This window comes from Austwickia sp. TVS 96-490-7B (assembly GCF_019331795.1).
GTDB lineage: Bacteria > Actinomycetota > Actinomycetes > Actinomycetales > Dermatophilaceae > Austwickia.
Map to the genome: position 1 here is coordinate 255060 of NZ_JAHPZL010000004.1, position 26455 is coordinate 281514.

At 65.2% G+C, this 26455-nt stretch carries 20 protein-coding genes; 7 read left to right on the forward strand and 13 right to left on the reverse strand.

Annotated elements, in window-relative coordinates; all coding sequences use genetic code 11:
* Positions 1 to 131 precede the first annotated feature (131 nt).
* The 5 genes from KEM60_RS07035 to KEM60_RS07055 all read right to left on the reverse strand — a co-directional run bounded on the left by KEM60_RS07035 (position 132) and on the right by KEM60_RS07055 (position 6468).
* Positions 132 to 1055 carry a hypothetical protein gene (locus KEM60_RS07035; protein WP_219106808.1) on the reverse strand — a complete coding sequence of 308 codons (924 nt, stop codon included), beginning with the start codon at positions 1053 to 1055 and terminating at the stop codon, positions 132 to 134.
* 716 nt (positions 1056 to 1771) lie between these two features.
* A complete protein-coding gene (gene bioB / locus KEM60_RS07040) occupies positions 1772 to 3127 on the reverse strand; it encodes a biotin synthase BioB (protein WP_219106809.1) in 1356 nt (451 codons plus the stop codon).
* Positions 3128 to 3178: 51 nt separating this feature from the next.
* On the reverse strand, positions 3179 to 3997 hold the full coding sequence (gene bioD, locus KEM60_RS07045) for a dethiobiotin synthase (protein WP_219106810.1): 819 nt from the start codon (positions 3995 to 3997) through the stop codon (positions 3179 to 3181).
* On the reverse strand, positions 3994 to 5373 hold the full coding sequence (gene bioA / locus KEM60_RS07050; RefSeq protein ID WP_219106811.1) for an adenosylmethionine--8-amino-7-oxononanoate transaminase: 1380 nt from the start codon (positions 5371 to 5373) through the stop codon (positions 3994 to 3996). Before bioA ends, bioD begins: the two co-directional genes overlap by 4 nt.
* 66 nt (positions 5374 to 5439) lie before the next feature.
* Positions 5440 to 6468 carry a GDSL-type esterase/lipase family protein gene (locus tag KEM60_RS07055; protein WP_219106812.1) on the reverse strand — a complete coding sequence of 343 codons (1029 nt, stop codon included), beginning with the start codon at positions 6466 to 6468 and terminating at the stop codon, positions 5440 to 5442.
* Positions 6469 to 6861: 393 nt separating this feature from the next.
* On the opposite strand from KEM60_RS07055, the gene KEM60_RS07060 reads away from it, so the two are divergent.
* The 4 genes from KEM60_RS07060 to paaZ are packed head-to-tail and all read left to right on the forward strand — an operon-like array spanning position 6862 to position 12117.
* Positions 6862 to 7803 (forward strand): hypothetical protein, encoded by a 942-nt coding sequence (locus tag KEM60_RS07060; RefSeq protein ID WP_219106813.1) that lies wholly within the window; start codon positions 6862 to 6864, stop codon positions 7801 to 7803.
* A 59-nt stretch (positions 7804 to 7862) separates the two neighbouring features.
* The gene (locus KEM60_RS07065; protein WP_219106814.1) at positions 7863 to 9080 is read left to right on the forward strand and encodes an acetyl-CoA C-acyltransferase; all 1218 of its coding nucleotides are present in this window, start codon (positions 7863 to 7865) and stop codon (positions 9078 to 9080) included.
* Positions 9081 to 9127: 47 nt separating this feature from the next.
* Positions 9128 to 9973, forward strand: coding sequence for a 3-hydroxyacyl-CoA dehydrogenase family protein (locus KEM60_RS07070; protein WP_219106815.1), 846 nt, complete (start codon positions 9128 to 9130; stop codon positions 9971 to 9973).
* A 41-nt stretch (positions 9974 to 10014) separates the two neighbouring features.
* The gene (gene paaZ / locus KEM60_RS07075; protein ID WP_219106816.1) at positions 10015 to 12117 is read left to right on the forward strand and encodes a phenylacetic acid degradation bifunctional protein PaaZ; all 2103 of its coding nucleotides are present in this window, start codon (positions 10015 to 10017) and stop codon (positions 12115 to 12117) included.
* A gap of 71 nt (positions 12118 to 12188) precedes the next feature.
* On the opposite strand, the gene KEM60_RS07080 is transcribed toward paaZ, so the two are convergent.
* From KEM60_RS07080 to KEM60_RS07115, 8 genes are all read right to left on the reverse strand, one after another.
* Positions 12189 to 13130 (reverse strand): CPBP family intramembrane glutamic endopeptidase, encoded by a 942-nt coding sequence (locus tag KEM60_RS07080; protein ID WP_219106817.1) that lies wholly within the window; start codon positions 13128 to 13130, stop codon positions 12189 to 12191.
* Positions 13131 to 13171: 41 nt separating this feature from the next.
* Entirely contained in the window at positions 13172 to 14065 is an 894-nt protein-coding gene (locus KEM60_RS07085) for an anchored repeat-type ABC transporter permease subunit (RefSeq protein WP_219106818.1), read from the reverse strand.
* The gene (locus KEM60_RS07090) at positions 14059 to 14964 is read right to left on the reverse strand and encodes an anchored repeat-type ABC transporter ATP-binding subunit (RefSeq protein WP_219106819.1); all 906 of its coding nucleotides are present in this window, start codon (positions 14962 to 14964) and stop codon (positions 14059 to 14061) included. Before KEM60_RS07090 ends, KEM60_RS07085 begins: the two co-directional genes overlap by 7 nt.
* Positions 14961 to 16025, reverse strand: coding sequence for a choice-of-anchor M domain-containing protein (locus KEM60_RS07095; RefSeq protein WP_219106820.1), 1065 nt, complete (start codon positions 16023 to 16025; stop codon positions 14961 to 14963). Before KEM60_RS07095 ends, KEM60_RS07090 begins: the two co-directional genes overlap by 4 nt.
* Positions 16022 to 17680, reverse strand: coding sequence for an anchored repeat ABC transporter, substrate-binding protein (locus KEM60_RS07100; protein WP_219106821.1), 1659 nt, complete (start codon positions 17678 to 17680; stop codon positions 16022 to 16024). Before KEM60_RS07100 ends, KEM60_RS07095 begins: the two co-directional genes overlap by 4 nt.
* Positions 17677 to 20151 (reverse strand): TIGR03773 family transporter-associated surface protein, encoded by a 2475-nt coding sequence (locus tag KEM60_RS07105; RefSeq protein WP_219106822.1) that lies wholly within the window; start codon positions 20149 to 20151, stop codon positions 17677 to 17679. The genes KEM60_RS07100 and KEM60_RS07105 overlap by 4 nt, the downstream gene beginning before the upstream one ends.
* Positions 20148 to 22397 (reverse strand): choice-of-anchor M domain-containing protein, encoded by a 2250-nt coding sequence (locus KEM60_RS07110; protein ID WP_219106823.1) that lies wholly within the window; start codon positions 22395 to 22397, stop codon positions 20148 to 20150. Before KEM60_RS07110 ends, KEM60_RS07105 begins: the two co-directional genes overlap by 4 nt.
* Before the next feature lie 261 nt (positions 22398 to 22658).
* A complete protein-coding gene (locus KEM60_RS07115; RefSeq protein ID WP_219106824.1) occupies positions 22659 to 23324 on the reverse strand; it encodes a TetR/AcrR family transcriptional regulator in 666 nt (221 codons plus the stop codon).
* Positions 23325 to 23595: 271 nt separating this feature from the next.
* Here KEM60_RS07115 and KEM60_RS07120 point away from each other — a divergent pair, with 271 nt between their 5' ends.
* The 3 genes from KEM60_RS07120 (at position 23596) to paaB (ending at position 26442) form a co-directional block, all read left to right on the forward strand.
* Complete coding sequence (locus KEM60_RS07120) at positions 23596 to 24534, forward strand: hypothetical protein (protein WP_219106825.1); 939 nt, start codon at positions 23596 to 23598, stop codon at positions 24532 to 24534.
* 441 nt (positions 24535 to 24975) lie between these two features.
* Entirely contained in the window at positions 24976 to 26079 is a 1104-nt protein-coding gene (paaA, locus tag KEM60_RS07125; RefSeq protein ID WP_219106826.1) for a 1,2-phenylacetyl-CoA epoxidase subunit PaaA, read from the forward strand.
* 45 nt (positions 26080 to 26124) lie between these two features.
* Positions 26125 to 26442 carry a 1,2-phenylacetyl-CoA epoxidase subunit PaaB gene (gene paaB / locus KEM60_RS07130; protein ID WP_219106827.1) on the forward strand — a complete coding sequence of 106 codons (318 nt, stop codon included), beginning with the start codon at positions 26125 to 26127 and terminating at the stop codon, positions 26440 to 26442.
* Positions 26443 to 26455 lie beyond the last annotated feature (13 nt).

Below are 26455 nucleotides of genomic sequence, written 5' to 3' on the forward strand. Positions count from 1 at the left end.
TTATAGTGCCACGAGCGTCGACCTGTCGGCAGGACGCGTCAGAGACGGGGATTGACATCATCCTCATCGAACACCACGAGGTTATTCACCGATGGTGGCCATCAGTGAAGAACCTCGACACATCCATCAGCTCATAGATCTGGATTCCAGAAACTATCACCGTTAATGATGTAGTCATCAAGGGAAAATTCCTGCCCTGGTGCAAGATCAGCCTCAACAACAATGACATGCTTCCCCGGGTTCATCACGGTATACCCGAGGTGATCATAACCCTCATGATCCGCATGTGAATGCAGTATTCCTAGCACCTTCCCATCAACATACACCGTGGCATTACCTCCACGAGGCCCCTTGTGCCCTAAGAAATCAATAGAAGCACTGCTACGCTCATCAGCTGTGATAGTCACACGTGCTTTATTCACAGTTGTCATCACGTTAGTCCCAGCCCAAGCTTTGTCGTCACGCCGCTGAACCCACGACGAATCTGCCATTTTGCCAGTGACATCTCGAGGTGTTTCCGGAGTGGCAAATTTATACTGAGCGGTACTACTGTACTTCCCATCTGGGAAGCGAGCTGTCACCCGCACCTCATAAGCCGCCGAGTACTGACCGTGGAAAACTGCACTGGTCCGAGGTGTCCCAGCAAGCCAAGACTGCTCAGGTCCATAGACACTGCCGTCCTTCCCCTTGCCCAGGATCGGAAGATAGTTCACGAAGTAGATCGTTCCTTGAGGAGTCACTGTCAGCGGCCATTCGATCTCACGATCAGGACTAATGACACTCGCTGTTTTAAAACTGATCTGGGGCATCGGCACTGAAGCATCAAAAGAAAGATCTTCGTATGGGAATTGATTCCCCTTGAGAATTAACCCACTTTCGGCAGGCGCCCCCACCGGAACACCATTGACGACCCTCGATATTCCCGACTGTTCTGACGCATCAGGACCAAGATTGGCACCAGCAATCGGCGCCGCCCCAGCAGGAGCAGCCGTAGCCATCACCAGACCGGTGACGCCAGCGGCCAGAATTGACACTGCACAGCGATACGAAAACATCACAACGCTCCTACCTGGGCGGCGACGAAAAATGGATGACGTCATCGATGAATGTCACTGAACTACGGCCCCACCATCGACATCCTGGATGACATCACTCAAACTAATCCCGACACTCTCCCGCAAGGAAGAGGGGGTTACCGACACGTCACCGACGTATCCTTAATGCAACCTGATGACTCTGAAAGCCAGCGATTCCGTGATCTCGCCGATATCGCACCGTAAGCTCTGACATCTGATGGTGACCTGTCGCTCATGACCTGCTCACGGCACGAAGCCTCATCCTCCGTGTCTTCTCGCGATTCGAACCCCTCAGCTCCGGTTCCTCCCCACGGCTATGGCACTGGGGTCGGCTCATCGGTTCCGCGCTAAGTCGTTTCGTCAGACGCAAAGCCGCCCACGGGCGACACACCACTCAGCAAAAGCCGCCCACGGGCGACATTCCCCCACAAAACCCCAGGACACCCCCCACCAAACCCGCCCACGGGCGACACACCACTCAGCAAAACCCGCCCACGGGCGACATGGTTGAGATTCATGTCACCCACGGGCGGGAAGTGCGCAACGGCGCGTCAGGTGACGGGGCAAGGACCACTCCACATGGGGAGCGCAGCCCTGTCAGACGTAGCGGGAGCCGACCACCCCGGCCTGAGCGGACGCGGGCACCCCAACGTCGCAAGACACGGCCAGATCAGACGCCGGAAGACGCGATCCGGTCAGGCGTTGGGTGCGCTATCGGTGCCGACGCCACGGCGACGGATCTTCACCGCGGTGACACCGTCAGTGCTGCCCATCTGCCCAGTCGCCGCGTCACCGTGGCCGCCATGCTCACCGTGGCCGCCATGCGCACCATGGTCCTCATGCGCACTGTGCCCGTCATGGTCACCGTCGTGGCTGTGGGCACCTCCGCCGCAGGATCCCGAACCACCACATGATCCGGAGCCGCCGCAGGACCCGGAGCCACCACAGGTTTGACCGACGACGTGGGAGTGTCCTTCAGCGACCCCGTGGACATGGCCGTGGGTGGCGGCTTCAGCGGCGGCGAGGATCTCTTCGGGGGTGCCGCCGCCTTCGATGGTGAAGCCGAGGTCGGAGATCATCTGTAGGTCCGCGGCGCCAGCCTGGCCTTCAGAGGTGAGGTAGTCGCCGAGGAAGATGGAATTGGCGATTTCCAGGGCAAGCGGTTGCAGACTGCGCAGGTGGTATTCGCGTCCAGCTGCCGCGCGGACCTCGGTGTTGGGGTGCACGAAACGGACCATCGCGAGGATGCGCAGGCAGCGTTGCGGGGTGAGCGCGAGGTGTCCACCGAGGGGGGTGCCTTCGAAGGGCAGCAGGAAGTTGACGGGGACGGAGTCGGCGCCGATGTCCCGAAGCGCGAAGACCACGTCGACGAGTTGTTCGTCGGTTTCGCCCATGCCGGCGATCAGGCCGGAGCAGGCTGACATTCCACCGGCGTGGGCAGCTTCGACGGTGGCTTCCCGGTCGGCGTAGGTGTGGGTGGAGCAGATCTCGTCGTACGCCGATTCAGCGGTGTTGAGGTTGTGGTTGTAAGCGTCAGCACCTGCCTGGTGCAGGCGGCGGGCTTGGTCTTCGGTGACGAATCCGAGGCAGGCGCATACTTCGACCTCGGGGTTGTCGGCTTTGATGCCTTCGATGATTCCGGCGACTTTTTCGATTTCCCGGTTGCTGGGGCCTCGGCCGGAAGCGACGAGGCAGACGCGTCGAGCGCCACCGGCGACTCCGGCAGCGGCGGCTGCAGAGGCTTCGTCTTGGCCAAGCCAGCTGTATTTGAGGACGCCTGCTTCAGAGCCGAGGGCTTGGCTGCAGTAGTGGCAGTCCTCGGGGCACATGCCGCTCTTGAGGTTGATGAGGTAGTTCAGTTTGATGGTGGTGCCGAAATGGGCTCGACGGACGGTGGATGCCGCTGCCACCAGGCTCATCAGCGTGTCGTCACCGGAGCGCAGGATCGCGAGGGCCTGCTCCCGGGTGACGGATTCGCCGCGCAGCCCAGCCGCGATGAGGGCGTGCAGGTCCAGCGTCGCAGCGGTGGGCGGCGTTTCGAGCGTGGTCATGCGGTTCACCTTTCGTGGGTGGGTCCGAGGGCGGGTACGACGATGCCGGGGTCAGGCGTGGGAGGCCCGTCGGATCGAGGTGGGGGTCATCAGGGGAACGACGTCGGAGATGTCGCGAATCGCGGTGGGATCAGCGCCGATCCCTTGAGGAATGCAGCAGAGCAGGGGAGCGGCGCAAACGTCGGCGAGTTCAGCGAGGTTGCATCGTTCGGCGAGGTGGTCTTCGCTGTCAAGGGATTCCGCTGGGGGGCAGGATCCGACGACGAGCCCGGCCAGGTCGTGGCCGTGGGCGCGGATGGCTCGGCAGGTCAGCGCACTGTGGTTGAGGGTGCCGAGGCCGGCGCGGGTGACGACGACGAAGCGGGTGGCGACGCCACGGCCGCGCAGGGCGTCGGCGAGTTGGAGCAGCCCGTGTCCGGCGCTGTCGAGTCCGACGAGGATGCCTCCGGCGCCTTCGACGAGGACGGATTCGTGGCGTTGCGCGAGCAGGGCGATACGGCGGGCGTGTTCGGCGACAGTGGGCAGAGCCACGCCTGCTCGTCGTGCCGCGGTGGTGGGTGCGAGCGGCTCGGGGAGACGCACGTATTCGTGGCGTCGTTCCGCGTCGATCCCGGCAAGGTCGCCGATGATGTCGACGTCGCTGCCCTGTTCGCTAGGTTCCAGGCCTGTTTGGGCGGGTTTGACCACGGCGACGTCATGTCCGTTGCCGATGAGTGCCGCTGCGAGGACTGCGGTGAAGACGGTTTTACCGACGTCGGTGTCGGTGCCGGTGACGATGGTGACTCCGGTGGTAGGGAGCGCCGCGACGTGCACGGTATCGCCGGGGTAGGGGGTAGCGCTGTGGTGGGGGGTGGTGAGCGTCGTACTCATCGGGTGTGCTCCTCGTGCGCCGCGACGACGGCGCGGATTCCTCGGGCGATCGTGGTCAGGTCATCGTCGCTGCTGATGTACGGCGGCATGGCGTAGACCAGGTTGCGGAAGGGGCGTAGCCACACTCCGTGGTCGACGGCGACGCGGGTGGCCAGTGTCATGTCGACGGGGTGGGTGAGGGCGACGGCGACGCTGGCGCCGATGATCCGGACGTCTTCAACGAGGGGGCTGTCCAGGCTGGTGGGGGTATCTGGTCCGGTGAGTTCGCGGCGAAGGACGTCTCCGACACGGCGCACGTCGTCCTGCCAGTGGCCATCGCGGAGCAGCGTGATGCTGGCTCGGCTGACGGCGCTGGCGAGGGGGTTGGCCATGAAGGTGGGGCCGTGCATGAGGGCGCCGAAGGGTCCGTGTCCGATTTCAGCGGCGATCTCGTCGCGGGCGATGACGGCAGCTTGGGTGAGATATCCGCCGGTCATGGCTTTGCCGACGATGAGGATGTCGGGGGTGATATCGGCCCATTCGCAGGCGAAGAATCTGCCGGTGCGGCCGAATCCGGTGGCGATCTCGTCGGCGATGAGGAGGAGTTCGTATTCGTCGGTGAGGTCGCGCAGCGCCCGCAGCGCGAGAGGTGACCAGGACCACATGCCGCCGGCGCCTTGCAGGATGGGTTCGACGATGACAGCGGCGAGATCGTCCCGATGGGTGTGGAGGATCTGGCGGGCTTGGTCGGTCCAGTCGGTGACGTGGGTGTGGTCGGCGTCGAACGCGGGGGGTCGGGGCAGGAAAATCTGGGCGGGGATGCTGTCGGCGAAGGCGGCGTGCATGCCGCCGTCGGGGTCGCAGACGCTCATCGCGGCGAGAGTGTCGCCGTGGTAGCCGCCGCGGAGGGCGGCGATGCGGGTGCCGCCAGCGCGGCGGCTGCTGCCGTCGGGTCCGTGGACGTGACGTCGGGCAGCCCGGGTGAGTTGCAGTTGTCGGGCCAGTTTGAGGGCGACTTCGACGGCGACGCTGCCGGAGTCAGCAAGGAAGACCCGGTTGAGCGGGGCGGGGGTGATGTCGACGAGGTCTTGGGCTAAGGCGACTCCGGCCGCGTGGGTCAGCCCACCAAACATGACGTGGCTGAACTGGTCGACTTGGTCGTGAAGGGCCTGGTCGAGGGCGGGATGTCGGTAGCCGTGGATCATGCACCACCACGACGCCATGGCGTCGACGACGTGATGGGTGGTGGTGCCGTCGTCGAGGGTGAGCCGAGTCCCGGCAGCGGACTGGACGACGTACAGCGGGCCAGGGGTGGTGGTGGAGGCGTAAGGGTGCCAGACGTGGGCACGGTCCTGGGTCAGGATCGTGCCAGCGTGGTCCGTGCTGCTCGTCGGCATGACAGCGAGGCTACCAGCCGAGTTGAACGCCGTTCAGGTGCGAAAGGTCCCGAAGCCAGACGGGTGTTACAAGGTGGTGGCGCTGCCGCCGAGTGCGGCCATGGCGGAGTCGGACAGCAGCCCGTGGCCGGCGGCGTTGGGGTGGTCCCCGTCGTCGATGAGGTATTTGCCGGGATCTTGGTCACCGGCCCCTTTGAAGGGGGTGTAGAAGTCGGCGTACCCCACTCCGGCTTGGGCAGCGACGTCATTGATGATCGTGTTGACCCATCGGGTGAGCTGATCGGCTCCCGTGACGTAGACCTCGCCTTGTTGACGACCGACTTCGCCGTCACGGAAAACGTTCCAATAGCCAGCGACCAGGATGGTGGCGTTGGGCACGGTCTGGAGCTGTTTGACCCGCTGAATGATGGTGGTGAGGTTGTTGCGCAGCGCGGTGGCGGTCTCGGCGTAACACGGGGAGTTCCGGGACGGTTGGCAACGAGTGTCGTAGGCGTGACTCTCATCAAAGTCGTTTGCCCCGATCTCAATGACGACCAGTTCAGCGGTTTTCAGCGCGGATTGCACGCCAGGGTCGTCGAGTTGGGCGAGGAGATCTTGTGAGGTGGCTCCCGGGACAGCGGTGTTGGTGACGGTGACGGGGCGTTGTTGGATCTCCCCGAGCCGATGCCCCACTGATTCGACGTAATTGGTGCAGTCGCAGTTGTAACCGGATTCGATGGAATCACCGAGTCCGACGACGGTGAGAGGGCCACGAGATCGGGGCGGTGGCGCCGAGGGCGGCGCAGGCGGCGCTTCGGGGGTCCCGTCGTCTGGCGCGGGGCGTTCTTCGTCCGGGGCAGGCCGATCAATGGCAGGGCGGTTGCCGCTGATGATCGAGGACGAGTGCGACGGGTCGGTGGTCTCACCCGAGGTGGGGGCGAGGCCCTTCAGTCCAGAGTCGAGGCCGACTCCCACACCGGCTGCTGCGGGAATACTCACCGCGCCGACAGCGGAAGACGAGGCAAACAGCATCGACAAGAAAGCCGCCCTACGACGGCCGCTGCGCCGGGGTTTCCGGTGCGCACCGCCGGAGCGGGGTATCGACGTGTTCGACATCATCCACCTCGTGTAGTCGGCTGACAGACCGTCGCCATCGACGCTTCTGGACGCATCGGTGAAGGCGACCCGTGCGCACCTCGGTCCCAGGGTGACGATCGGCGGTATGGACCAGTACACCTGCACGACATAAGGCGATACCTATGCTATGCCTGTCAAGGACCTGTGACCGATCAGCCTAGTTGTCGACACCTCGACGACACCGGAGCGCTCACCCTCAATCGGCACCGCCACCACGTTCCCAAGGAAAACTCCATCACGTCGAGTATTTCCGATGATGACGTGAAAAACCTTGAACCGCTAGGCGAATGGTCCATTGACAGTGGCCCTCCACCGTGACGACCGCCCTAGCCTCGCTCCTGCCCGGACCTCCACACCCCCAGGAGCACCCCCATGCCCGACCCCCGAGGCACCATCACCACCTACCGGATCGCTACCACCCTGACCATCGCCACCGTCGCCATGGGATCTCTCGTCTGCGCCACCGAATCCGGGGCGGCCTGCCCCACCTGGCCTGGGTGTTTCCCCGACCGGATCACCCCCGGCGCCCACCTCAACCCGGTCATCGAATGGACCCACCGCGTCATCTCCATCGCCTGCGGCCTGTCCATCGCCGCTGCTGCCCTCGCCGGACGACGACTCCCCCGCCGATCCCTCGCCCGCATCGCACCCTGGGTCGCCCTCGCCGGCGCAGCCATCGCCGCCATCCTCGGCCGACAGATCGTGCTGCACGGCCTCAGCCGTCCCTGGGGCGTCGTCGACCTCGCCGCCTCACTGATCGCCATGGCCGCCCTCATCATCGGCGCTGTCGCCGCCCCTCGCATCCCCTATGCCATCCACTTCGACCGCGCCGGACAATGCGCCTGGGCTGCTGTCGGCACCACCATCGTGATGCACCTCACGGGAGTGCTCACCGCCGCCGAAGGCTCCTTCACCCGATGCTTGGGCTGGCCCATCTGGCGGATCATCGAATCCGACCAGATGGTCGGCCTCCAGATCACTCGGATCATCCTGGCCCTGGCAACAACCGCGCTCGTTATCACCGCCCTGATGACCGCCTGGCAGCGCCGCGACCTGCACCGCATCGCCGGGATTCTGGCCGGATGTGGGGGCGCCGAACTCGCTGTCGGTATCGCCATGGGCGGCCAACGCCTCGAACCAGTCTCGGCAGCGCTGTACTCCCTCATCGCCGTCGCTCTCCTGGCCACCATGATTCTCTTCGCCACCCGCCTGGTCCTCGAACCGATCGACCGGCCCCAAAGCGACCACCCCGAGAACAGCCTTCCAGACTCCGAGCTGTGCGATCCTGCTCCCCAACGGCCGGTCACCACATGAGACTCGCTGCACCCCAGTCCACCTCGCCATAGTCGTCGAGTCCGCCAGGAGCCCCAGTCATGACCCACGCCTACCTCGTCGGAGGCGCCCGCACCCCGGTAGGCCGTTACGGCGGAGCCCTCGCTGCGGTCCGCCCCGACGACCTCGCCGCCTTGGTCATCGGGGCAACGCTCCACCGCGCCCACCTCGACCCTGAAGCCGTCGACGATGTCATCCTCGGCAATGCCAACGGCGCTGGCGAGGAAAACCGCAACGTCGCGCGCTTAGCTTGGCTCCTCGCCGGGCTCCCTGACACCGTGCCTGGCATCACCGTCAACCGGTTGTGCGCCTCCGGGCTATCCGCCATTGCCCTCGCCGCTGACATGATTCGGGCCGGATCTGCCGACATTGTCATCGCTGGCGGGGTCGAATCCATGTCTCGCGCCCCGTGGGTCCTCGCCAAACCCGAAACCCCCTACGCCAAACCCGGAGAGATCGTCGACAGCTCCCTCGGCTGGCGCCTGGTCAACCCGCGGCTGACCACGGGCCCACTCAGTCGCGGCGGCAAGACGACATACTCCATGCCACAAACCGCTGAAGAACTCGCCGACATCGACCGGATCAGCCGCGCCGACGCCGACACCTTTGCCGTCCGCAGCCACCGCCGCGCCCTGGACGCCATCGCCGCCGGACACGGCGCCGACGACATCGTCCCAGTGGAGGTCACCGGCCGGAAAGGAGCCCGCACCACCGTCACCACCGATGAGGGACCGCGCGAATGCACCCTCGACGATCTCGCCGCGCTCCGCCCCGTCGTCCGCCCCGACGGTGTCGTGACCGCAGGGAACTCCAGCTCCCTCAACGACGGCGCCACCGCCCTGATCGTGGCGTCCGAAGAGGCGGTACGCCGCCACAATCTGACCCCACGCGCCCGCGTCGTCACCAGCGCCGTCGCCGGCGTACCACCCCAGATCATGGGAATCGGGCCGGTCCCGGCGACTCGACGCGCCCTTGACCGTGCGCGCTGGGATCTCGACGACCTCGACGCCATCGAACTCAACGAGGCGTTTGCCACCCAATCCCTCGCCTGCCTGCGCCGTCTGGGACTCGCCGACGACGATCCTCGCGTCAACGCCGACGGCGGCGCTATCGCGCTCGGGCACCCCTTAGGCAACTCCGGTGCCCGCATCACCCTCACCCTCCTGGACCGCATGCACCGCGACCACGCTCAGCGAGGCTTAGCCACCCTCTGCATCGGCGTCGGCCAAGGAGCAGCACTCCTCCTCGAACGGTCCTGACCAGATCCTCCAGCCTGACCAGACACTCCAGCCACGAGAGGCCCCCGATGAGCGACTTCCCCACCCGCGTCGGTGTCCTTGGCGGCGGCACCATGGGCGTCGGCATCGCCCACGCCTTCCTCCTCGCCGGGAGCCACGTCATCATCGTCGACCCCTCCCCCACTGCGGTGCACACTGCCGGAACCCGGCTCGATCAGACCCTGCTGGCGTCCGTGGAACGCGGCCGCCTCGACAACGCCGAACCGTGCATGCAACGCACCACCCTCAGCACCGACCTCGCCGACCTGACGGACCGGGACCTCGTCGTCGAAGCGATCCCTGAAGATCTCAGCCTCAAACAAGAGGTCCTGCGCGACGTCGAAACCCGCATCAGCGCGCAATGCCGCCTCGCCAGCAACACCAGCGCCCTGTCCATCGCTGACCTGGCTGCATCCCTGCAACACCCCGAACGATTCCTCGGCTTGCACTTCTTCAACCCGGTCCCCGCGAGCGCGTTGGTAGAGGTGGTCGTCGGGCCGCGCACGGAGGCGCATCTGGTGGAGGTGGCGCGGGGATGGGTGGATCGGTTGGGCAAGTCTGCGGTGGTGGTTCAGGACAGTCCGGGTTTTGCGTCCAGTCGCTTGGGAGTGCATCTGGCGTTGGAGGCGATGCGGATGGTGCAGGAGGGGGTGGCGTCGGTGGAGGACGTGGATCGGGCGATGGAACTTGGCTACAAGCATCCGGTAGGTCCGTTGCGGACCACCGATATCGTCGGATTAGATGTTCGGCTCGGCATCGCAGAACATCTGCACGCCACTCTCGGTGATCGCTTTACCCCACCGCAGATCCTGCGCGACAAGGTCGCCCGCGGTGAACTCGGCAAGAAAAGCGGCAAGGGGTTTTACGACTGGTGACTCGTCGTACCCCTGTGGACTCTCCTCGGGAAGGGAACGCCATGACAGCACCACAGCTTGTGCCCGCCGTCGTCCCCAGCTATGTCGCCGATCGGTGGTGGCAGCCCTCAGGAGCAGTGACTGCTGAGGACATCCATGACGCGGCTACGGGGGATGTGATCGCCCGGGTGTCGACGACAGGTTTGGATGTCGCGGCGGCCGTGGATCATGCCCGATCGGTGGGCCGCCGACGTCTGGGCCGCACCACGTTGCACGAACGGGCGCTGCTCATTAAAGAGTTGGCGTTATATCTCGATGATCCGGGTCGTAAGCAGCAGTTGTATGACTTGAGTGCGGCGACTGGTGCGACGAGGGCGGACAGCATGATCGATGTCGATGGTGGCATCGGGGTGTTGTTCACTATGTCCAGTCGAGGACGCCGGGAGCTCCCCAACAGCAATCTGATCATCGACGGGGGCATCGAAGTGATTTCCCCCGACGGCAGCTTTGTGGGGACGCACGTTTACACCCGGATCCCAGGGGTCTTGGTGCAGATTAATGCGTTCAACTTCCCGATCTGGGGGATGTTGGAGAAGTTTGCGCCAGCGTTCATCGCGGGGGTGCCGTCCATTGTGAAACCGGCCGTGCAGACCGGGTATCTCGCGGAGGCGGCTGTCCGGATGATGTTGGAGTCCGGGGTGCTCCCTGATGGGGCGATCCAACTGGTCAGCGGCGGCGCGGTGGATTTCTTGGAGTATCTGGACCATCGGGACGCGGTGCAATTCACCGGGTCGTCTGCGGTGGCACATCGTCTGCGAGGTCACCGTCACGTCGTGGAGGGTGGGGTGCGGTTGACCTGTGAAGCTGACTCGTTAAACGCAGCGATCCTCGCCCCGGACGCTGAGGTGGGCAGCCCGGAGTTCACCGCGTTTGTCCGCTCAGTGGCGGTGGAAATGACAGCGAAGGCCGGGCAAAAGTGCACCGCCGTACGGCGAATTCTGGTGCCGACGTCGATGGTGGACGCGGTCGCTGAAGCGATCGGGGCAGCGCTGGAGCGTCGCGTCGTGGGGGATCCGCGCAGCACCGGCACCACCATGGGCGCGCTGGTCAGCACCGACCAGTTGCAGGCCACCGCGGAGCGGGCCCGCCGGATGGCTGCATCCGGCGGTGAACTGGTGTGGGGTGATCTGTCCGATGATCTCGGCGGGTCGGGGGCGTTCATGACGCCAAAACTGTTCCGGTGGGCTGACGCAGGCAACGCTGTCCTGCATTCGATGGAAGCGTTCGGGCCGATCAGCGGGATCGTCGGCTACCGCACTCTCGATGAGGCGGTGGCGCTAGCGGCGCGGGGCGGCGGGTCGCTCGTGGCGACGGTCTGCACGAATGACCCCGATACGGCTCGTCGGCTTGTCCTGGGGATCGCTGCGCACCACGGTCGGGTCCTCATCCTCAACCGTGAGGACGAACGCACCTCCACCGGTCACGGGTCACCGATGCCGATGCTCACCCACGGCGGGCCGGGTCGAGCTGGTGGTGGCGAAGAACTCGGCGGGGTCCGGGCCATCCTGCACACCATGCAACGCACCGCTTTGCAGGGGTCACCGGACATGCTGACGGCGGTCACTGGGGTGTGGCATCCGGGTGCGCGTCGACGGTGCGCTGGCGACCCGACGTACGGCGGTTCCCCGGACGAGGTGCATCCGTTCCGGAAATCGCTGGTGGATCTGCGGGTCGGTGACGCGTATGCGTCATCATTGCGACCGGTCCGCCCGGAGGATATCGCTGGGTTTGCCGACCAGACTGGTGACACTTTTTATGCGCACACCCACCCGCAGGCGGCCGCCGCGAACCCGTTCTTCCCAGGGATTGTCGCGCACGGATACCTGCTGGTGTCGTGGGCTGCCGGGCTGTTTGTCGACCCGGCCCCAGGGCCGGTCCTCGCCAACTATGGGCTGGATCATCTGCGATTCCGCACCCCGGTCAGCGCGGGCGATGCGATCCGGGTGACCCTCACCGCAAAACGGATCACCCCTCGTGTCACCGACGATTACGGCGAGGTCGTCTGGGACACGGTGCTCCATAACCAGCATGGTGAGATCGTCGCGACGTACGACGTACTGACCTTGGTCGCGAAGACCTGGCCACTACCTCCGACCCAGGAATAAGCGGCACCGACAGCGGTGCAGGCGCCGACCCCGTCGAGGGTCGGCGCCTGCACCTTGAGCTGTCGGTCAGGTCAGGCCGCCGTACGTCGACGGTAGGCCCGGTAAGCGACCACGATGCCCCCGGAGAGCACCACCGTGACCAAGACGCTGGCTTCTAGGCCGTAGGAGCCGCCGCTGAGCAGTGCACCAGTGGTCGGGTCAGGGACCATGCGGAACAGTGACGTCCCGCCGTACATCCCGGAGACCGGTGAGCCCCACAGGCTGCCTTGGGACCAGTTCCACACCGCGTGGAAGGCGCACACCCCCCACAGACCATTCTCCGCCAATGCCCAATACCCCAGGAAGACCGACACCAGGACCAGGTTCAGGACCGCCATCGGGTTGATGTTTTTGTTGCCGAGGTGCAGCGCGGTGAACACGACAGTCTGGACGACCATCGCGACGACGATCCCCTTTTTCCAGGCGATACCTTGCATGATGTAGCCGCGAGTCATGATCTCTTCAGTGCTGGCCTGCACCATGAAACCCATCAGCAAAATCGCGACCGGGAGCAATGCTGCGCCGGAGAAGTCCGTCAGCTCTGCGTGACCGGTCATCACGTTGAGCAGGACGATAATCGTGGAGAAGGCCACCGCGATGCCCGCGCCCCGCAAGAAGAGCTGACCCGCTCCGTGAGTGGCGAGCCCCAGCGACGCCAGCGGACGCTGCTCCCGATAACGCACCCACGCCAGCAAGAGGAGCAACTGCACGGCGAAACCGAAGGTCAACGCCGCCTCAAACCAGAACGGCTTCGTCCCCGCTGCCGGGTCAGGAATCACCGCCAAGAAACCCTGACCGAGCAGGGTGGTCCCCACCACAGCCCCCATCACCAGCCATGGGCCGCTGGGTCGACGCGCCTGAGCCATCCCCGACATCAACGTCGAGCCTTCAACCTCAACCGATTTCATGAAGTCCCTATCGAGCAGAAAACCAATGATCTGAGCCGACCCCTCCACCGAGGCATCCCCCGGCACAGCTCCGAGGCCATCAGGAAGTCAGGCCTGATCACAGGGTGTCACTGCAGGCCGGACGACACCTGGGAAGTCCCTCCACGTCCCCTCTTGACCCGCCCCGCCCACCAGCCGTGCCGCGGCGCACCAACCCAGGCCACAAAAAACAGCGCCGAGGACACCAACACGATGGTCCCGCCCGCCGGGAGGTCTAACGACCACGACAGGTAGATCCCGAGCACCGCAGCACCAGCCCCGAAACCCGCCGAAGCCAGCATCATCGGAGCCAACCGTTCGGTGAGTAGCCGCGCCGTTGCCGCTGGCGTGACCAGCAGAGCCAACACCAAGATGTTGCCGATGGTGCGGATCGAAATCACCACACTGAATGTGACCAGCAGATACAACGCCAAATCGAGCAGAAACACCGGCAAACCCAACGCCCGAGCCGTCTCCCGCTCAAAAGACACCGCCACCAGTTGCGGACCGATCGCTAGGACCGCACCGACAATCAGCACCGTCGCCCCCGCCACGACGTACACATCCGTGGCCGGGACCCCACTAATCGACCCAAACAAGAAACTCGTCAACGATCCGGAATATCCAGGCGCTTTGGAGATGATCACGATCCCCAAAGCAAACGCCGCCGTAAAGAACACCCCGACGACACTCTGCTCCGACACTCGCCGATTCTGCGAGAACACGGTCACCAACACCGCAGTTGCCACCCCCGCGATCAGGCCGCCGAGCAGCAACGAACCCCCGGTGAGGAAGGCCACCGCCAGGCCAGGAAAGACCGCATGGGACACGGCATCCCCGACAAACGCCATTCCCCGCAACACCACATGAGTGCCCACCACCCCGCAGACCACTGCCGCCAGCACCGACACCAGCAGCGCTCGCGGCAAGAAAGCTAACAACGGATTGGTGAGATCGGTGAGGAACTCCCACGGGGTCAGCATGATCCCTCCAGAGGGGTGCTCCCGGCGGCGACCAGGTCCGCGGCGTCAGTGGATTCAGGGTCGGCCGCAGAGGCCGAACCTGCGGTGGGATCAAGGTCAGCGACGGTAGGGACAGATTCAGCGACGGTAGGGGCGCCTTCCGCTGCCGGGAGGACCAGGCCCAAACCGGCCAGCAACGGCGAGTCCAGCCGCACTTGGAAGGTGCGCGACCAAGGTTCAGCGTCCCGCAGCTGCGCCGGAGAGCCCTCAGCGATGACGCGACGGCGAATCAGCACCATCCGGTCACAGCTTGCCGCGGCTCCGGTCAGATCGTGAGTCGACATCAGCAGCGCTTCTCCCTCCTCCGCGAGACGGCGGAACAGGTCGGTGAGGACCTCTTGAGTGGGCATGTCCAGGCCGGTAAACGGCTCGTCGAGCAACAACACCCGAGGTTCAGCAGCTAAAGCTCTCGCGATGAGCACCCGTTGCCGTTGCCCACCGGACAACTCCCCGAGCGGGCGGTCCGCCAGGTGTTCCATGCGCACTCGATGCAAAGCCCGTTGCGCGGCCAGATAGTCCTCCGTGCCTGCTCGCCGTAGCCACCCGACGCGTCGCACCCGCCCGCCAAGGACAGCGTCATGCACGCTCATCGGGAACGACCAGGCCACGTCATGGCGTTGCGGCACATAGCCGCAGGCGATACGACGGGCATCGACGTCCGTGTGACCGTCAATACTCACCTGGCCGCGTGTCACCGGCACCAATCCCAGCATGGCCCGGAACAGGGTGGTTTTCCCGGCACCATTGGGCCCGAGCAGACCGACGAGTTCACCTTGACCCACTTGCAGGGTGATGTCCTCCAGAACGGGCCGCCCACCCAAGGTGACCGCCAGATTGGTGACGTCAACGGGATGATTCATCGTCCGCCCCGATCGGTGACCTCGTGGACGGGTGATTCAGCTGATGACGTGGATGCTGAGTCAGCCCCGGTGTCCGTAGTCGCGGCTTGGGCTTGTTCCCGCAAGGTACGCCGCCGCCGCCAGGTGAGCACCCCACCGACAGCCGCGAGCGCAGCCAGCACTCCGACCCCGCCAATGACCGGCCAGACCCCAGCTGACGGGGGGTTGTCAGTGCGGCCTGTCCCGCTGGCCCCCGACTCGCCCGCGGTGGGGGTGAGGGCGGCATGCGCGGGATCGGTGCGCGGAGCAGCCAAGGCCCTGACTTCGTCTTCTTTCACTGCGTCTCCGACGGCGAACCGGAGCGTGGCTTGTGCGCCACGCGCTGTCCCGTCGTGGGTGTGTCCACGGACTTGCACGGTCACGGCGTACGCCCCGGGTCGGGTAAACACCCAGTTGGCGTGCACGTGGGTGTTGGTTTCGGCCCATATGTCTTGCGGCGCCGGTTTGCGGCTGTCCCACAAGGGTCGAGCCCCACCAAAGGCACCGTCTTGCAGGAAGAGCACGAGGGCGCCTGGACCGGACGTACCGAGGAGTCGCAGGTTCGCCCCGCGGGAGAGTTCTGCGACGACGGCGGGGTCTTGGGTGTTCCATCCCACCCAGATGGTTTGCGAGTTTTGGGTTTGTGGCACGACGTGGACCGGTGTGCCCGCATCCACGCCCAGGAAGTGATAGCGGTCTCCACCGGGTGCGGGCAGCGTGGCCTGGTCTTTCACGCGGAGGACGACGTCTTCGGGGCGTCGCCATACTGGTGGTTGGACGGTGTCATCGCGCAGGTTCAACTGCCAGGTGCCGTCGGTTTTTTTAGGTCCTAGGTCGACATGTCCAGCATCAATGACAGCGGGTGTCCCGACGACGGTTTTTTCGGCGGCATCGACTCGTTGCCGCAGCGAGGGGTCGGTGTCTTCTGCGACGGCGGTGGTGGTGGACGCGGCGACGAGCAGCGTGACTACGGCGGCGAGTGCAGGCAGGCGCCAGTGTCGGGTGGGATGTGCCGGTGGGGCTGGGTCGGTGGTGGAGGTCATGTCAGGCAGGTCCTCAGGGAGCGGGCGTCAAAACGCATCAGGTCGATATAGCTGTGCACGTCCGGGGTGAACGAGTCGGACAGCAGCGGGCAGGCTTTCAGTCCCATATCTCGGGCGACGTCGACGAGCACGGAGCGGGTGCGTAGTTCGGTGGGTGAGACGAAGACGGCGGGTACGGCGAGGTCTTTCAGGGTGCGGACCAGTCGGGACCGGTCAGCGACGCTGGGTTCGGTGGCGGGACTGGGGGTGACAACCCCGGCGACGGGCAGGTCGTAGGCGTGGCTGAGGTAACCGAACGAGTCGTGGGTGGTGACGAGGTGTCGCCGTTGGGGTGGGATTGCGGCGAGTTCTCGGGCGACCTCAGCGTCGAGGTCGTCGAGTTGCCGCAGGTAGCGGTCGGTGTGTTCTCGGTACGTCGAGCTGCCTGGGGGGTCGAGGCGTTGCAGTTCGTCGCGGATCAGGTGGGCGTAGGCCTTGACATTGCGGACGTCCATCCACAGGTGGGGGTCGATCTGGCCGTGGACATGCCGACCAAGTACGGCCTGGGGTAGCTGGTAGACCTCAGTGCCGGGGCGGGCAATGAACCGGAATGCGGGGTCGGCGGGGACTGGGGCTAACGCTTTGGTGGGGACGTCGATGACGACATTGGCGGGGTCGAGGGTGCGGGTCCCGTCGGGTCCGCCGGGGCTTCCTGGCCGGCGGGCCGGGTCGACTCGGGCGACCATGGTGCCGGTGTCGACGTCGACACCGAGGTCGGCGTGCTCGCGGGTGAGGACGGTCGCGTCGGGCCGTCGTACGGCGCTGTGCGGGTCGACACCCACGGCGAAGGTGACCACGGTGGTCCCGAGCGGGACAGGGGTGCTGTCTCTGCTGGTGATGAGGTCAGCTTTGAGGTGGAGTCGGTAGATTCCAGCGGCGGTGAACGCCCAGGACATGTGGGTGTGCGCGTCGACCGGGAGGGTGATGCTGTCCTGGTCGCTGGCGTCGTCGCCACGGGTGATGCCGTCCCCGGAGTCGAAGAAGACCCGGGGGTTACCGAAAGTTTCAGTGACATAGGCCGACAGCGCTCCGGGTCCTTCGACATCGGTGGCGCGCAGGCGCACGCTGGAAGCGCGGGTGGCGCCGCGGGATTGTCCAGTGCCGACGACCCGCAGGCCTAGCCACACGGTGTCTAGAGCAGCATTTTCGGTGAGGGAGATGACTTGTCCACCGTGGCGGGTGGCCCCTTCGGCGAGGGATACGTGCCGCACCCCGGGGGCGATATTCGCTTCGACTGCTTGGATGAGGGAGTGCTCTTCCAACATCAAGTAATTGGATAAGGCGAGGTCGGCGTAGGCGACGTCACGGATGGCTCGCAACCCTGGTTCGTAGGCGTGTGGGTCGGCACCGATGGGGACCATGGCGGTGGCTTGGACCCGGTCGCCACCGACGTTGCGCACGATGTCAGCGATCAGTGGGGTGGTGGCGACGACCCGGACGGGGCGGGCGCCGTCGTAGCTGCCGACGACACCGGGGGTGGTGCCCGTGTGGCTGGGAACGGCGCAGCCGGTGAGTGCGAGGAGCATTCCGAGCAGCGCCATGCCGCTGGTACGGCGCCGACGCCGGGGAGGACCGCCCGTGGGGCGGCCCTCCCCGGCTGGAGTGTCGGCGATCACGACGCGGGCACTGTCGTGTCAGGGTCGTCACTGCCGGGTGGGCGAGTGCGTCGACCGCGGACGACCATGCCGAGCAGGACGAGGTTGAGCACGACCAGCAGGATCAACAAGGTGTTGGTCAGGGCCGACCCTTGCAGGACGTTCTGGCCGGTCAATGCCATCGCGGCGGGATCCTGCGGGGTGTCCTTAACGGCGGGGACAGCAGCGTCCCCGGCCGGTTCAGCAGTGCAACCACCGGCCACCACGGTGAGGGTGGTGGTGGCGTTGATCTTCTTCCCGGCTGTGGTGGTGGCTTCCTGGGTGAGGTTGAGCCGATACTCCCCCGGAGCGTCAAACACCCAGATGCCGTGCTGGTGAGTGTTGGCGGGGATGGTGTAGCTGGTGGGCCCACCCACCGTGTCCATCAGCCTGGTCCCCACACCGCTGCCCAACGGTCCGGGCAAAAAGTGGGCGACCTTGCCTGGTCCGGTGACCCCAGTGACCCTGATGGTGAGGGGCCCGCTGGTGCCGTTCACGATGCTGGGGTGTTGCGAGTTTTCTCCCACCCAGGGCACACCGGCTTCCTGCGTGGAGCCGATCATCCAGATGTCGCGGCCTTCAGCGGCGATGAATTCCAGCCCGGGAGGCGCTTGATGTTTGGCACGGTCAGTCAACCCGAAGAAGACCTTGGCCGGATCGGTCCACACCGGTGGAGCTTTTCGGTCATCTTTGACGGCTGCTTTCAGGGCCCCATCAACAAGCTGGGCTCCCACATCGAAATGCCCTTCGGTGAGAGCACCTTGTGGCATTCCAGGCCGGTTGCCGTGGGCGGCGCAGACACCGTTAGCGACCGTCTTGGCAGCAGCGGTGAGAGCTGTGCCAGCGGGAGCTGCGGCTGGGGCAAGCGCGGCCGCACCAGCTGACGGTGCGGTATATGACGCTGGGGATGCCCCGTCGACACTGCTCACCGTGGGGACAGCAGCGGCGACGGCGGTGCGTCCCACCGCGATGGTGTACGTCGCCGTACGGGTCTGTCGTCCTTGAGCGGTGGCGCGTGCGGTCAGGGTGTAGGTGCCTGGCGCGGAGAAAATCCAGTTGGCGTGGACATGAGCCGGCGTGGGCACCTGGATCCGGCCCGGGAGCTGCAGTGATCCGCTGGTCAGGACACTGCTGGGCTTCCCGCCGAATCCGGTGCTGAACAAGGAAACCCGTCCAGGACCAGTGACGGTGACGTCGATATCGGCGGCGCTCATTCCCGCTGCCCGCAGCGGTTCAGTGCTCCACCCTGGCCACAACAACTGAGGGTTCTGGGTGATGGGCAGTACGTAAGCTTGTCGACCGGCTTCGGGGAGCCCCGAGGGCACGGTCATCACAGCGTTATCCCCGACGAGGAGTCGGACATCTTCGGGGCGGCGCAGGACACCGGAACCGGTGATGTCTTCCCGGAGCATCATGTCTAATCCACCCCTTTGCGGGGTGACATAGAACAGATCAGTGTGGCCCTTACTAAACGCCACTGCACCAGTCGCGGGCCGAGCCACCGGCCGGGCCGGAGGCGCTGGGGGTGCCGGTTGAGCTGGCGGTGGCGGCGGTGGCGGCGGTGGCGGCGGCGCGACCGGACCAGGGGTGGTCGCGGAGTCACTCGGAGGCGGAGTTGGTGTCGTCGGGGTGGGAGAGTCCGTTGTCGGTGTGCTAGTTGGGGTCGCGGTCGGCTCAGGAGTGGACGTCGGTGTCGGTGTGGGGGGTGAAGTGGGGGTCGGTGTGGGCTCGTTCTTCGCCCCCACCTGCCAGGTGTACGTCGACGCCGCCGTCTCCAACCGGGCCCCACGGTGCGTCGTGACCGCTTTGACCGTCATCGTGTAGGTCCCGGCCGCGCTGAACACCCAGTTCGCGTGGACGTGTGCTGGTTCTTCCACCCGGATCGTCCCGGGAAGGGTGAATCCACCCCCGGTGAGCAGCGATTCAGCAGATCCGTCGAACGCTTGGGAAAAAACATGGACGTTCCCAGGGCCACTCACGCCGGTGACAACGATATCCACCGGCCCAAAACCGGCAGCCCGCGTCTCCAGGGTGTTCCACCCCGGCCAGAGCAGGTCGGCATCTTGAGAAAGCGGCAAGAGATAACCCGCCGGAGCACCCGGATAACCAGCAGGAATGTCAGACCATGCCTTCTGCTTCACCGTCAGTAGGACACTCTCCGGCCGGTGAACGACATGCTGGCCGGTGACATCCTCTCGGAGCCTGAGGATCGGCTTACCTGCCTGGGCGGCCACGTCAAACACGTCAGCGTGACCGGCATCAAGGACCAACGGACCAGCAGCGCTCGCCGTCAGGGGGTGCCATGCGGTCGGGGCGAGGAGCGCGAGGACACCGACGAGCGCCACCAGGATCGGAGTGGTCCTGGGGCGGTACGGCGCGGCGTCGCCGGGCCCACGTCGTACATGACGCGAGCCCGGGACGCCGTGGTGCCCGTGTGAGCGGGACAGGATCATCGACGTGCGCCTCCTGCGGCGTCGATGGCGTCCTTACCGACCAGGATCCTCAAGGTGTGCCGGCCGCTGTCGAGCGCAGCGTTGGCTTTGCTCTTGGCGGTGTAACGCACTGCCACGTCGTACACACCAGGCTTGCTGAAGACCCAACCGCTGTGCACGTGCGCGGCCGTGGGCATTGAGATGGTGTTCATCCCTGGTTTGCTGCTGTCGACCAGGAGCGAGGGCCCGGTGCCCAATGACCCCATGGCGAAGAGCTTGACGTCACCGGGACCGGAAACCTTGTCGAGCGTCAAGGTCACTGGACCATTGAGCTGGCTGTAGTCGATGGTTTCGGTGGAATACCCCGGCCAGATCAGACCGGCTTTCTGGGTCGCTGGGAGGATGTAATTGACCGACCCGATTGGCCCGAGGAAATCCCAGTTTTTGCTGCTCATGGACGAGGTCCGGGTGGTTTTGGCGTGGTTTTGCACACCCAGGGCCACCGTGGCGATGTCACGTTGGACCGCCCCGGGGCCAGCGATGCCGGTTTCGTCTTTGACCTTGGCGGTCAAGGTGTTGCCGGTGAGGAGGGCCTGCAGATCAAGGTGGCCCTTGTCCAGGATGAGACGTCCCGGGGCGGGCGCAGCAGCGACGGCTTCGGTGTTGCTGCGCTGGACCAAGGCGGCCGGGGCGGCGTCAGCTCCCGAGTAGCTACTCAGGTGAGCAGCGTGCCGGGCTGACGGGGTCCGTGCGGGGTCGGTGGTGCCGCGTGGAGCGACCCCCTTGCCGGCGTACGTGCGACCCACCTCGTAGCTGTCAGTCAGGTTGAGCTGGTGCGAGCGCAGGTTTTTCATCGTGGCGTGCGGCACGAAGCCCAGTCGAGCGTTGAGGCCTTGGACGCTGTCCGCACCTTCAATGACGGTTTCCCATTTGCCCTGGTGAATGGTGCCGAACCAGCTCGCGGTGGGATATTTTTCGCCTTTATCGTAGAAACCGAGTTGAGCGAAACCTCGAATGGCAGGGTCTTTGAAGTCGACGGTGACCCGCATGGTGTTCTTGTATTTCCCTGGTTCGACCGTCGCGGTGTAAGGACGGTCGGCGGCGACAGTGACCTCATCGCGGGGCGCCGCGGGAGCGGGCCGGTCAGGGCGTGGTTGGGGGAACGTCCCGGTCCCTTGGGCGGCAGTGGTCTGCGCGGATCCGCCGCGGCGATAGGTCACTTCCGGAGAAATCCACCGAACGCCACCGCTGGTGGGGGTATAGACCACCTGGTAGCGGGCTGCGTCCACGGAGGGGAGTTGGACGAGTTGTCCGACGCCATTGGTGACCGGGATGTCAGCCATGTGGTAGCCGTCGATGAGGACGGTGGCGGTGCCAGTGGAGCGGTCACCAGTAGCGAAGCGCCACCGGCTGAGCCGCCCGGCAGCAGCTTTGTCTTGCCCTTCGGGTGACTTCTCGTCAGTGATCGCGAATGTGTAGCTGGCGGGCACCTGACCAGCGGGAGCAGCGTTGTAGCGAGCCTCAGTGCTGGGGGTGGCTTGGGCGGAGGGAGTGGGACCACCGACCTGCCAGTCCATGGTCGTGGGCGGCGAGGTGATCAGTGATCCGTTGACGTGACGGGCCGTGGTCCGGAAGGTCAGCCGGTAGTGGCCAGGCTTAGAGAACAGCGTGGTGATGTGGTTGTGGCTGCCTGGTTCCAGCGCGGAGCTGCGGTAGGCGAGGTCATGGCTAGAGAGCAGCCGGGTGAGGCCGCCGTACTCCTGTCCTTCGTCGTGATACCAGGAGAAGAACTCCACCTGTCCTGGCCCGTCGACGTCGAGCAGGTCCAGGGAGAACGAACTGTCACGGAAGGTGTTGGCGGGGATGCCGGTGTCCGCACCGAACCCTGCCCAGATGGTGGCATTGCGGGCTTGTTCGGCGGGAGCCATCCACCAGGTCTTGCCGACGCCCCCGAGGAAGGCCAGTTCAGGGGCCTTGTCCGGGACGGTGAAGAGATATTGCGGACGGCCCTCTTCGTCGTACCCCTTGGGGAGGTGGTTAACGGTTTTGGCGAGGGGGTAGGTCGTGCCGCCGATTTCGGAAGTGAGGGCGAACGTGCCGTTCTTCCAGAACGTCTTCGGTGCGTCGACGTGGACATGCGCGGCCACTGTCTTGCCGTCGGCAGGTCCGGCGGTGGCTGAGGTGGCGTTGAGGAGGGATAGCAGTGGAAGGGCGGCGACGACGGTGAGCAGACGCCGGGTCGGTGAGGACAGGGGTGTACGCGTCATACCGTTGCCTTTCTCGTGAGTGGGTCAGTACCCAGGAATGATATTCATTCTCAGTTAGTTGATGTGAGTTACCCCCCGCCTGATGCCGCCACCGGCACCGACAGCCGGAGATGCCCGCCTGCCCTGTCCGGACACACCAGACCAGCAGCGAGACCCCACACCCCCCTTTTTTTGGTCAGACACAACGCCGACCGGGAAGGATGACACCTCCCCGGCCGGTCACTAGCTCAGCCCGCACCCCGCCATTCAGCGGCTCACGCGTCAGTCGGGAACCCCGCCGTGGACCTCAAGGCCACGGAAGACCATCGACACCAACGCGTCAGCCACTTCTTCGACGCTGTGCTCCCCCTCAGGCCGATACCACTCGACCAACGAATTCACCGTGCCGTAAACGAATCTCATAGTCAATAGGGGATCAAGATCAGCCCGCAACGAACCCTCCGCCCGCGCCTGATCGACCAATTCAGCGCACCGATGATCCAACTGACGACGCCGCTCCAATGCCGCCCGCTCCACCTCCGTGTTGCCCCGCACCCGCAACAACAAGGTCACATAGGGCAGCTGGTCGTGCAGCACCTGCACCGCCCGCCGCAACAACAACTCCAACCGATCCCGCGCCGACCCCTCACTGGCGATGACCTCGTCCAGCGCCTCCTCCAGCGATCTCAGCGCGCGATCGCAGGCTCTAGCCAGCAGGTCCTCCTTGCTGTCCACGTGATAGTAGATACCCGCCTTGGAGATCCCGAGCCGTCTGGCGAGCACCCCCATCGACGTACCGTCGTAGCCATGGGTGTTGAACACCTCTACGGCGACGGCCAGGACCGACTCACGGTCATACCCCGGGCGACGGCGGCGGCCACGGTCAACGCCACTCTCGGACGCTGCACCTTCATCGGACGACTTCAACGACAGAGAACTGCTGGTCACATCGTCATCCTCTCATCGGCACCAGAGCTTTCATACCAACAGCACTTCACACCCCCCTCACCCGCACCACTCGACTCCTGCATCAAGCACTGACAGCCCACTGCAATACGGCGGGAAGTGGAGGAAGAAGGAGGCCAGTCTCGCCAAAGCCCTTGCTGTCGCCCGACCACACCCGCACCCCAACGAAGAGATCCTCCGCGGCCGACCGCGTTGTCCACAGCCCCCACCCCCTCACCCCGTACGACGCGCCCCCAACCCGCACCCTGACCTCATGCAACACGACCTACCCCATGTGCTCCGCACCCGCGGCGACCTGCCCCGCAGCGAGATCCTGCGACTCGGACACACCGACCGTGACCTGAGCGCCCTGCTCCGACACGGCGCCATCGAACGGATCGGTCGAGCAACATACGGCCTGCCCCGCCCCGACCTGCGCCCCGAAGAACGGCACATCAGGACCACCCGAGCCGTCCTGCACCGGTACGCCGGGCGAGCCGTAGCCAGTCATCACAGCGCACTCGCCCTCGCCGGGCTGCCACTGCACGACGTGCCCTGGGACGAAGTCCACGTCACAGCCCTCCACGCGCGGAGTTTCCGACGCCGCAGCGACCACGTCCTCCACGCCGCGGACGTCTCCACCCGGCACGGGGCGCACCCGGCACACCCCCATCGAGTCACCCTCGCCGATGCCCTCGTCCAAACCGGGAAACAGTGGGGACCAGGGGCCTTGCTGGTCCCCGCCGACCAGGCACTCCGCCGCACCATGCTCACTGTCGACGAACTCGCCGCAGCGGTGAAACGCTACGCCCACGCGCCAGGCCTGACGCAGGTCAAAGCCGCCGTGGCGCTCGTCGATCCGTTGGCGGAATCCCCCGGAGAAAGCCTGCTGCGATGGGTGCTTCACCAGCTGGGACATGTCACCCGCGCGCAGGTCGACGCGGGCCTACGACACCGGGTCTGCCGGATCGACCTGGTCATCGAAGGGACCCGAATCGCACTGGAATTCGACGGGATGGGCAAGTACGAGCTTGGTCCCAGCGGAAACGAGCACACCCGGCAACGCCTGCTACGCGCCGAGAAAGCCCGTGATGAGGATCTTCGTGCAGCAGGATGGTACGTCGTACATGTGACGTGGCCAGAGCTGTTCCACCCGGAGGTCATCGCGCGACGGATCGAGGCGGCCAGGACCTGGTCGGCGCGGGCCATGTGATGGCTGCAGGTCATGGCCTCATGTCATGGCCACAGGTCATGGCCACAGGTCATGGCTGCAGGTCATGGCTGCAGGTCATGGCTCCACGTCATGGCTCCAGGTCATGGCTCCAGGTCATGGCCTCATGTCATGGCTCCAGGGCGAGGACGTGACGTCGCTCACCCGTGTCCGCGCCCTCGCCACCATCCCCTCGCCAGCGCCCTCGCCACCATCCCCTCTCCCACACTGAACACCTGTTATCCCCACCCACAGCACCGTTGATTCGGACGTCCAGCGCCAAAACATGGAGTTGAGTGCAGGGGCGGGGATGAGGCGGCGGGCGGTTGGTCGAAGCCGTAACAGCCATTTCGGGGCGTTCACCGCGTAGCGTCCTGTCCTGACGTCGTACGACGACACCCCTGACGCTGAGCACCACCCCCGCCAGAACCCGAGGTGACCGCCATGACGCACACCCCCACAGCGGTCGGCGCACTTGCCCCCGACCCCTCGAATGCGGCGCAGCACGACCCGGCGCAGCATGACGCAGAGCGTCACGACCCGGTGCAGCACGACCCGGCGCAGCATGACGCAGAGCGTCACGACCCGGCACCTCACGATGCTGCGTCAGCACACGGTGCTTTCGACCGCCTCATCGCTGAAGACTCCCGCGTCGAACCTCGCGACTGGATGCCCGATGGCTACCGCCGTACCCTGACTCGGCAGATCAGCCAACACGCCCACTCCGAAATCATCGGGATGCAGCCCGAAGCAAACTGGATCACCCGCGCTCCCAGTCTGAGACGCAAAGCGATCCTCATCGCCAAAGTCCAGGACGAAGCCGGTCACGGCCTTTACTTGTATAGCGCCGCCGAAACCCTCGGTACGCCGCGAGACACCCTGGTGCAGCAGTTGCTCGATGGCACCGCGAAATACTCCTCGATCTTCAACTATCCCACGTTGACCTGGGCGGATGTGGGCGCGATCGGGTGGCTCGTCGACGGTGCTGCCATCGCTAACCAGGTGCCCTTGTGCCGGTGCAGTTATGGCCCTTACGCCCGTGCCATGGTGCGGGTCTGCAAGGAAGAGAGTTTCCACCAACGCCAAGGGTGGGAGATCCTGCACGCGTTGTCACATGGCACCCCCGATCAGAAAGAGATGGCGCAGGACGCAGTGAACCGGTACTACGGGCCGTCATTGCAAATGTTCGGCCCGCCGGACGGGGAGTCGACGCACAGTCGCCAGTCCATGGATTGGAAGATCAAACGGTTCAGCAACGACGAGCTGCGGCAACGGTTCGTGGACATGATCGTCCCGCAGGCTGAAGCGCTCGGACTCACTCTGCCCGACCCTGACCTGGCGTGGAACGAAGCCCGCGGCCATTACGACTACGGCGAACTGGACTGGGCTGAGTTCACGTCAGTGCTCCGCGGGCACGGCCCGTGCAATGCGCAACGGATGGAACGTCGACGTACCGCTCACGCTGATGGCGCCTGGGTGCGCGATGCCGCTGCTGCCTACGCCGCCCGCACCTCCGATCAGCGTGACGCGTCGATGAAAGGCGTTTGAGCCGACGCCTCCCTACCTCTCCCCGCCTCAATCTTTGGAGCCCCTATGAGCGACAACGACGTCGACCCGCAGTTCCCGGATGGCAGCACGTGGCCGTTGTGGGAGGTGTTTGTGCGATCCGGACGGGGGTTGTCCCATGTGCACGCCGGGTCGTTGCATGCCCCGGACGCGGCGATGGCGGTGCGCAACGCCCGTGATCTCTACACCCGCCGCGGCGAAGGAGTGTCGGTGTGGGTGGTGCCGTCAGCGGCGATCACCACCTCCGACCCGGACCACAAAGGGGCATTTTTCGAGTCAGCTCAGGGTAAGGACTACCGGCATGCGACGTATTACACCCTGTCAGAGGGGGTGAAGCATCTGTGAACGGCGGCTCAAC

Coding starts and splice junctions, on each gene's coding strand:
- paaB (WP_219106827.1), top strand. CDS start 26,125: ATGAGCGACAACGACGTCGACCCGCAGTTCCCGGATGGCAGCACGTGG.
- KEM60_RS07065 (WP_219106814.1), top strand. CDS start 7,863: ATGACCCACGCCTACCTCGTCGGAGGCGCCCGCACCCCGGTAGGCCGT.
- KEM60_RS07090 (WP_219106819.1), bottom strand. CDS start 14,964: ATGAATCATCCCGTTGACGTCACCAATCTGGCGGTCACCTTGGGTGGG.
- KEM60_RS07085 (WP_219106818.1), bottom strand. CDS start 14,065: ATGCTGACCCCGTGGGAGTTCCTCACCGATCTCACCAATCCGTTGTTA.
- KEM60_RS07060 (WP_219106813.1), top strand. CDS start 6,862: ATGCCCGACCCCCGAGGCACCATCACCACCTACCGGATCGCTACCACC.
- KEM60_RS07055 (WP_219106812.1), bottom strand. CDS start 6,468: ATGTCGAACACGTCGATACCCCGCTCCGGCGGTGCGCACCGGAAACCC.
- bioA (WP_219106811.1), bottom strand. CDS start 5,373: ATGCCGACGAGCAGCACGGACCACGCTGGCACGATCCTGACCCAGGAC.
- KEM60_RS07035 (WP_219106808.1), bottom strand. CDS start 1,055: ATGTTTTCGTATCGCTGTGCAGTGTCAATTCTGGCCGCTGGCGTCACC.
- KEM60_RS07120 (WP_219106825.1), top strand. CDS start 23,596: ATGCAACACGACCTACCCCATGTGCTCCGCACCCGCGGCGACCTGCCC.
- bioB (WP_219106809.1), bottom strand. CDS start 3,127: ATGACCACGCTCGAAACGCCGCCCACCGCTGCGACGCTGGACCTGCAC.
- paaA (WP_219106826.1), top strand. CDS start 24,976: ATGACGCACACCCCCACAGCGGTCGGCGCACTTGCCCCCGACCCCTCG.
- paaZ (WP_219106816.1), top strand. CDS start 10,015: ATGACAGCACCACAGCTTGTGCCCGCCGTCGTCCCCAGCTATGTCGCC.
- bioD (WP_219106810.1), bottom strand. CDS start 3,997: ATGAGTACGACGCTCACCACCCCCCACCACAGCGCTACCCCCTACCCC.
- KEM60_RS07070 (WP_219106815.1), top strand. CDS start 9,128: ATGAGCGACTTCCCCACCCGCGTCGGTGTCCTTGGCGGCGGCACCATG.
- KEM60_RS07110 (WP_219106823.1), bottom strand. CDS start 22,397: ATGACGCGTACACCCCTGTCCTCACCGACCCGGCGTCTGCTCACCGTC.
- KEM60_RS07105 (WP_219106822.1), bottom strand. CDS start 20,151: ATGATCCTGTCCCGCTCACACGGGCACCACGGCGTCCCGGGCTCGCGT.
- KEM60_RS07095 (WP_219106820.1), bottom strand. CDS start 16,025: ATGACCTCCACCACCGACCCAGCCCCACCGGCACATCCCACCCGACAC.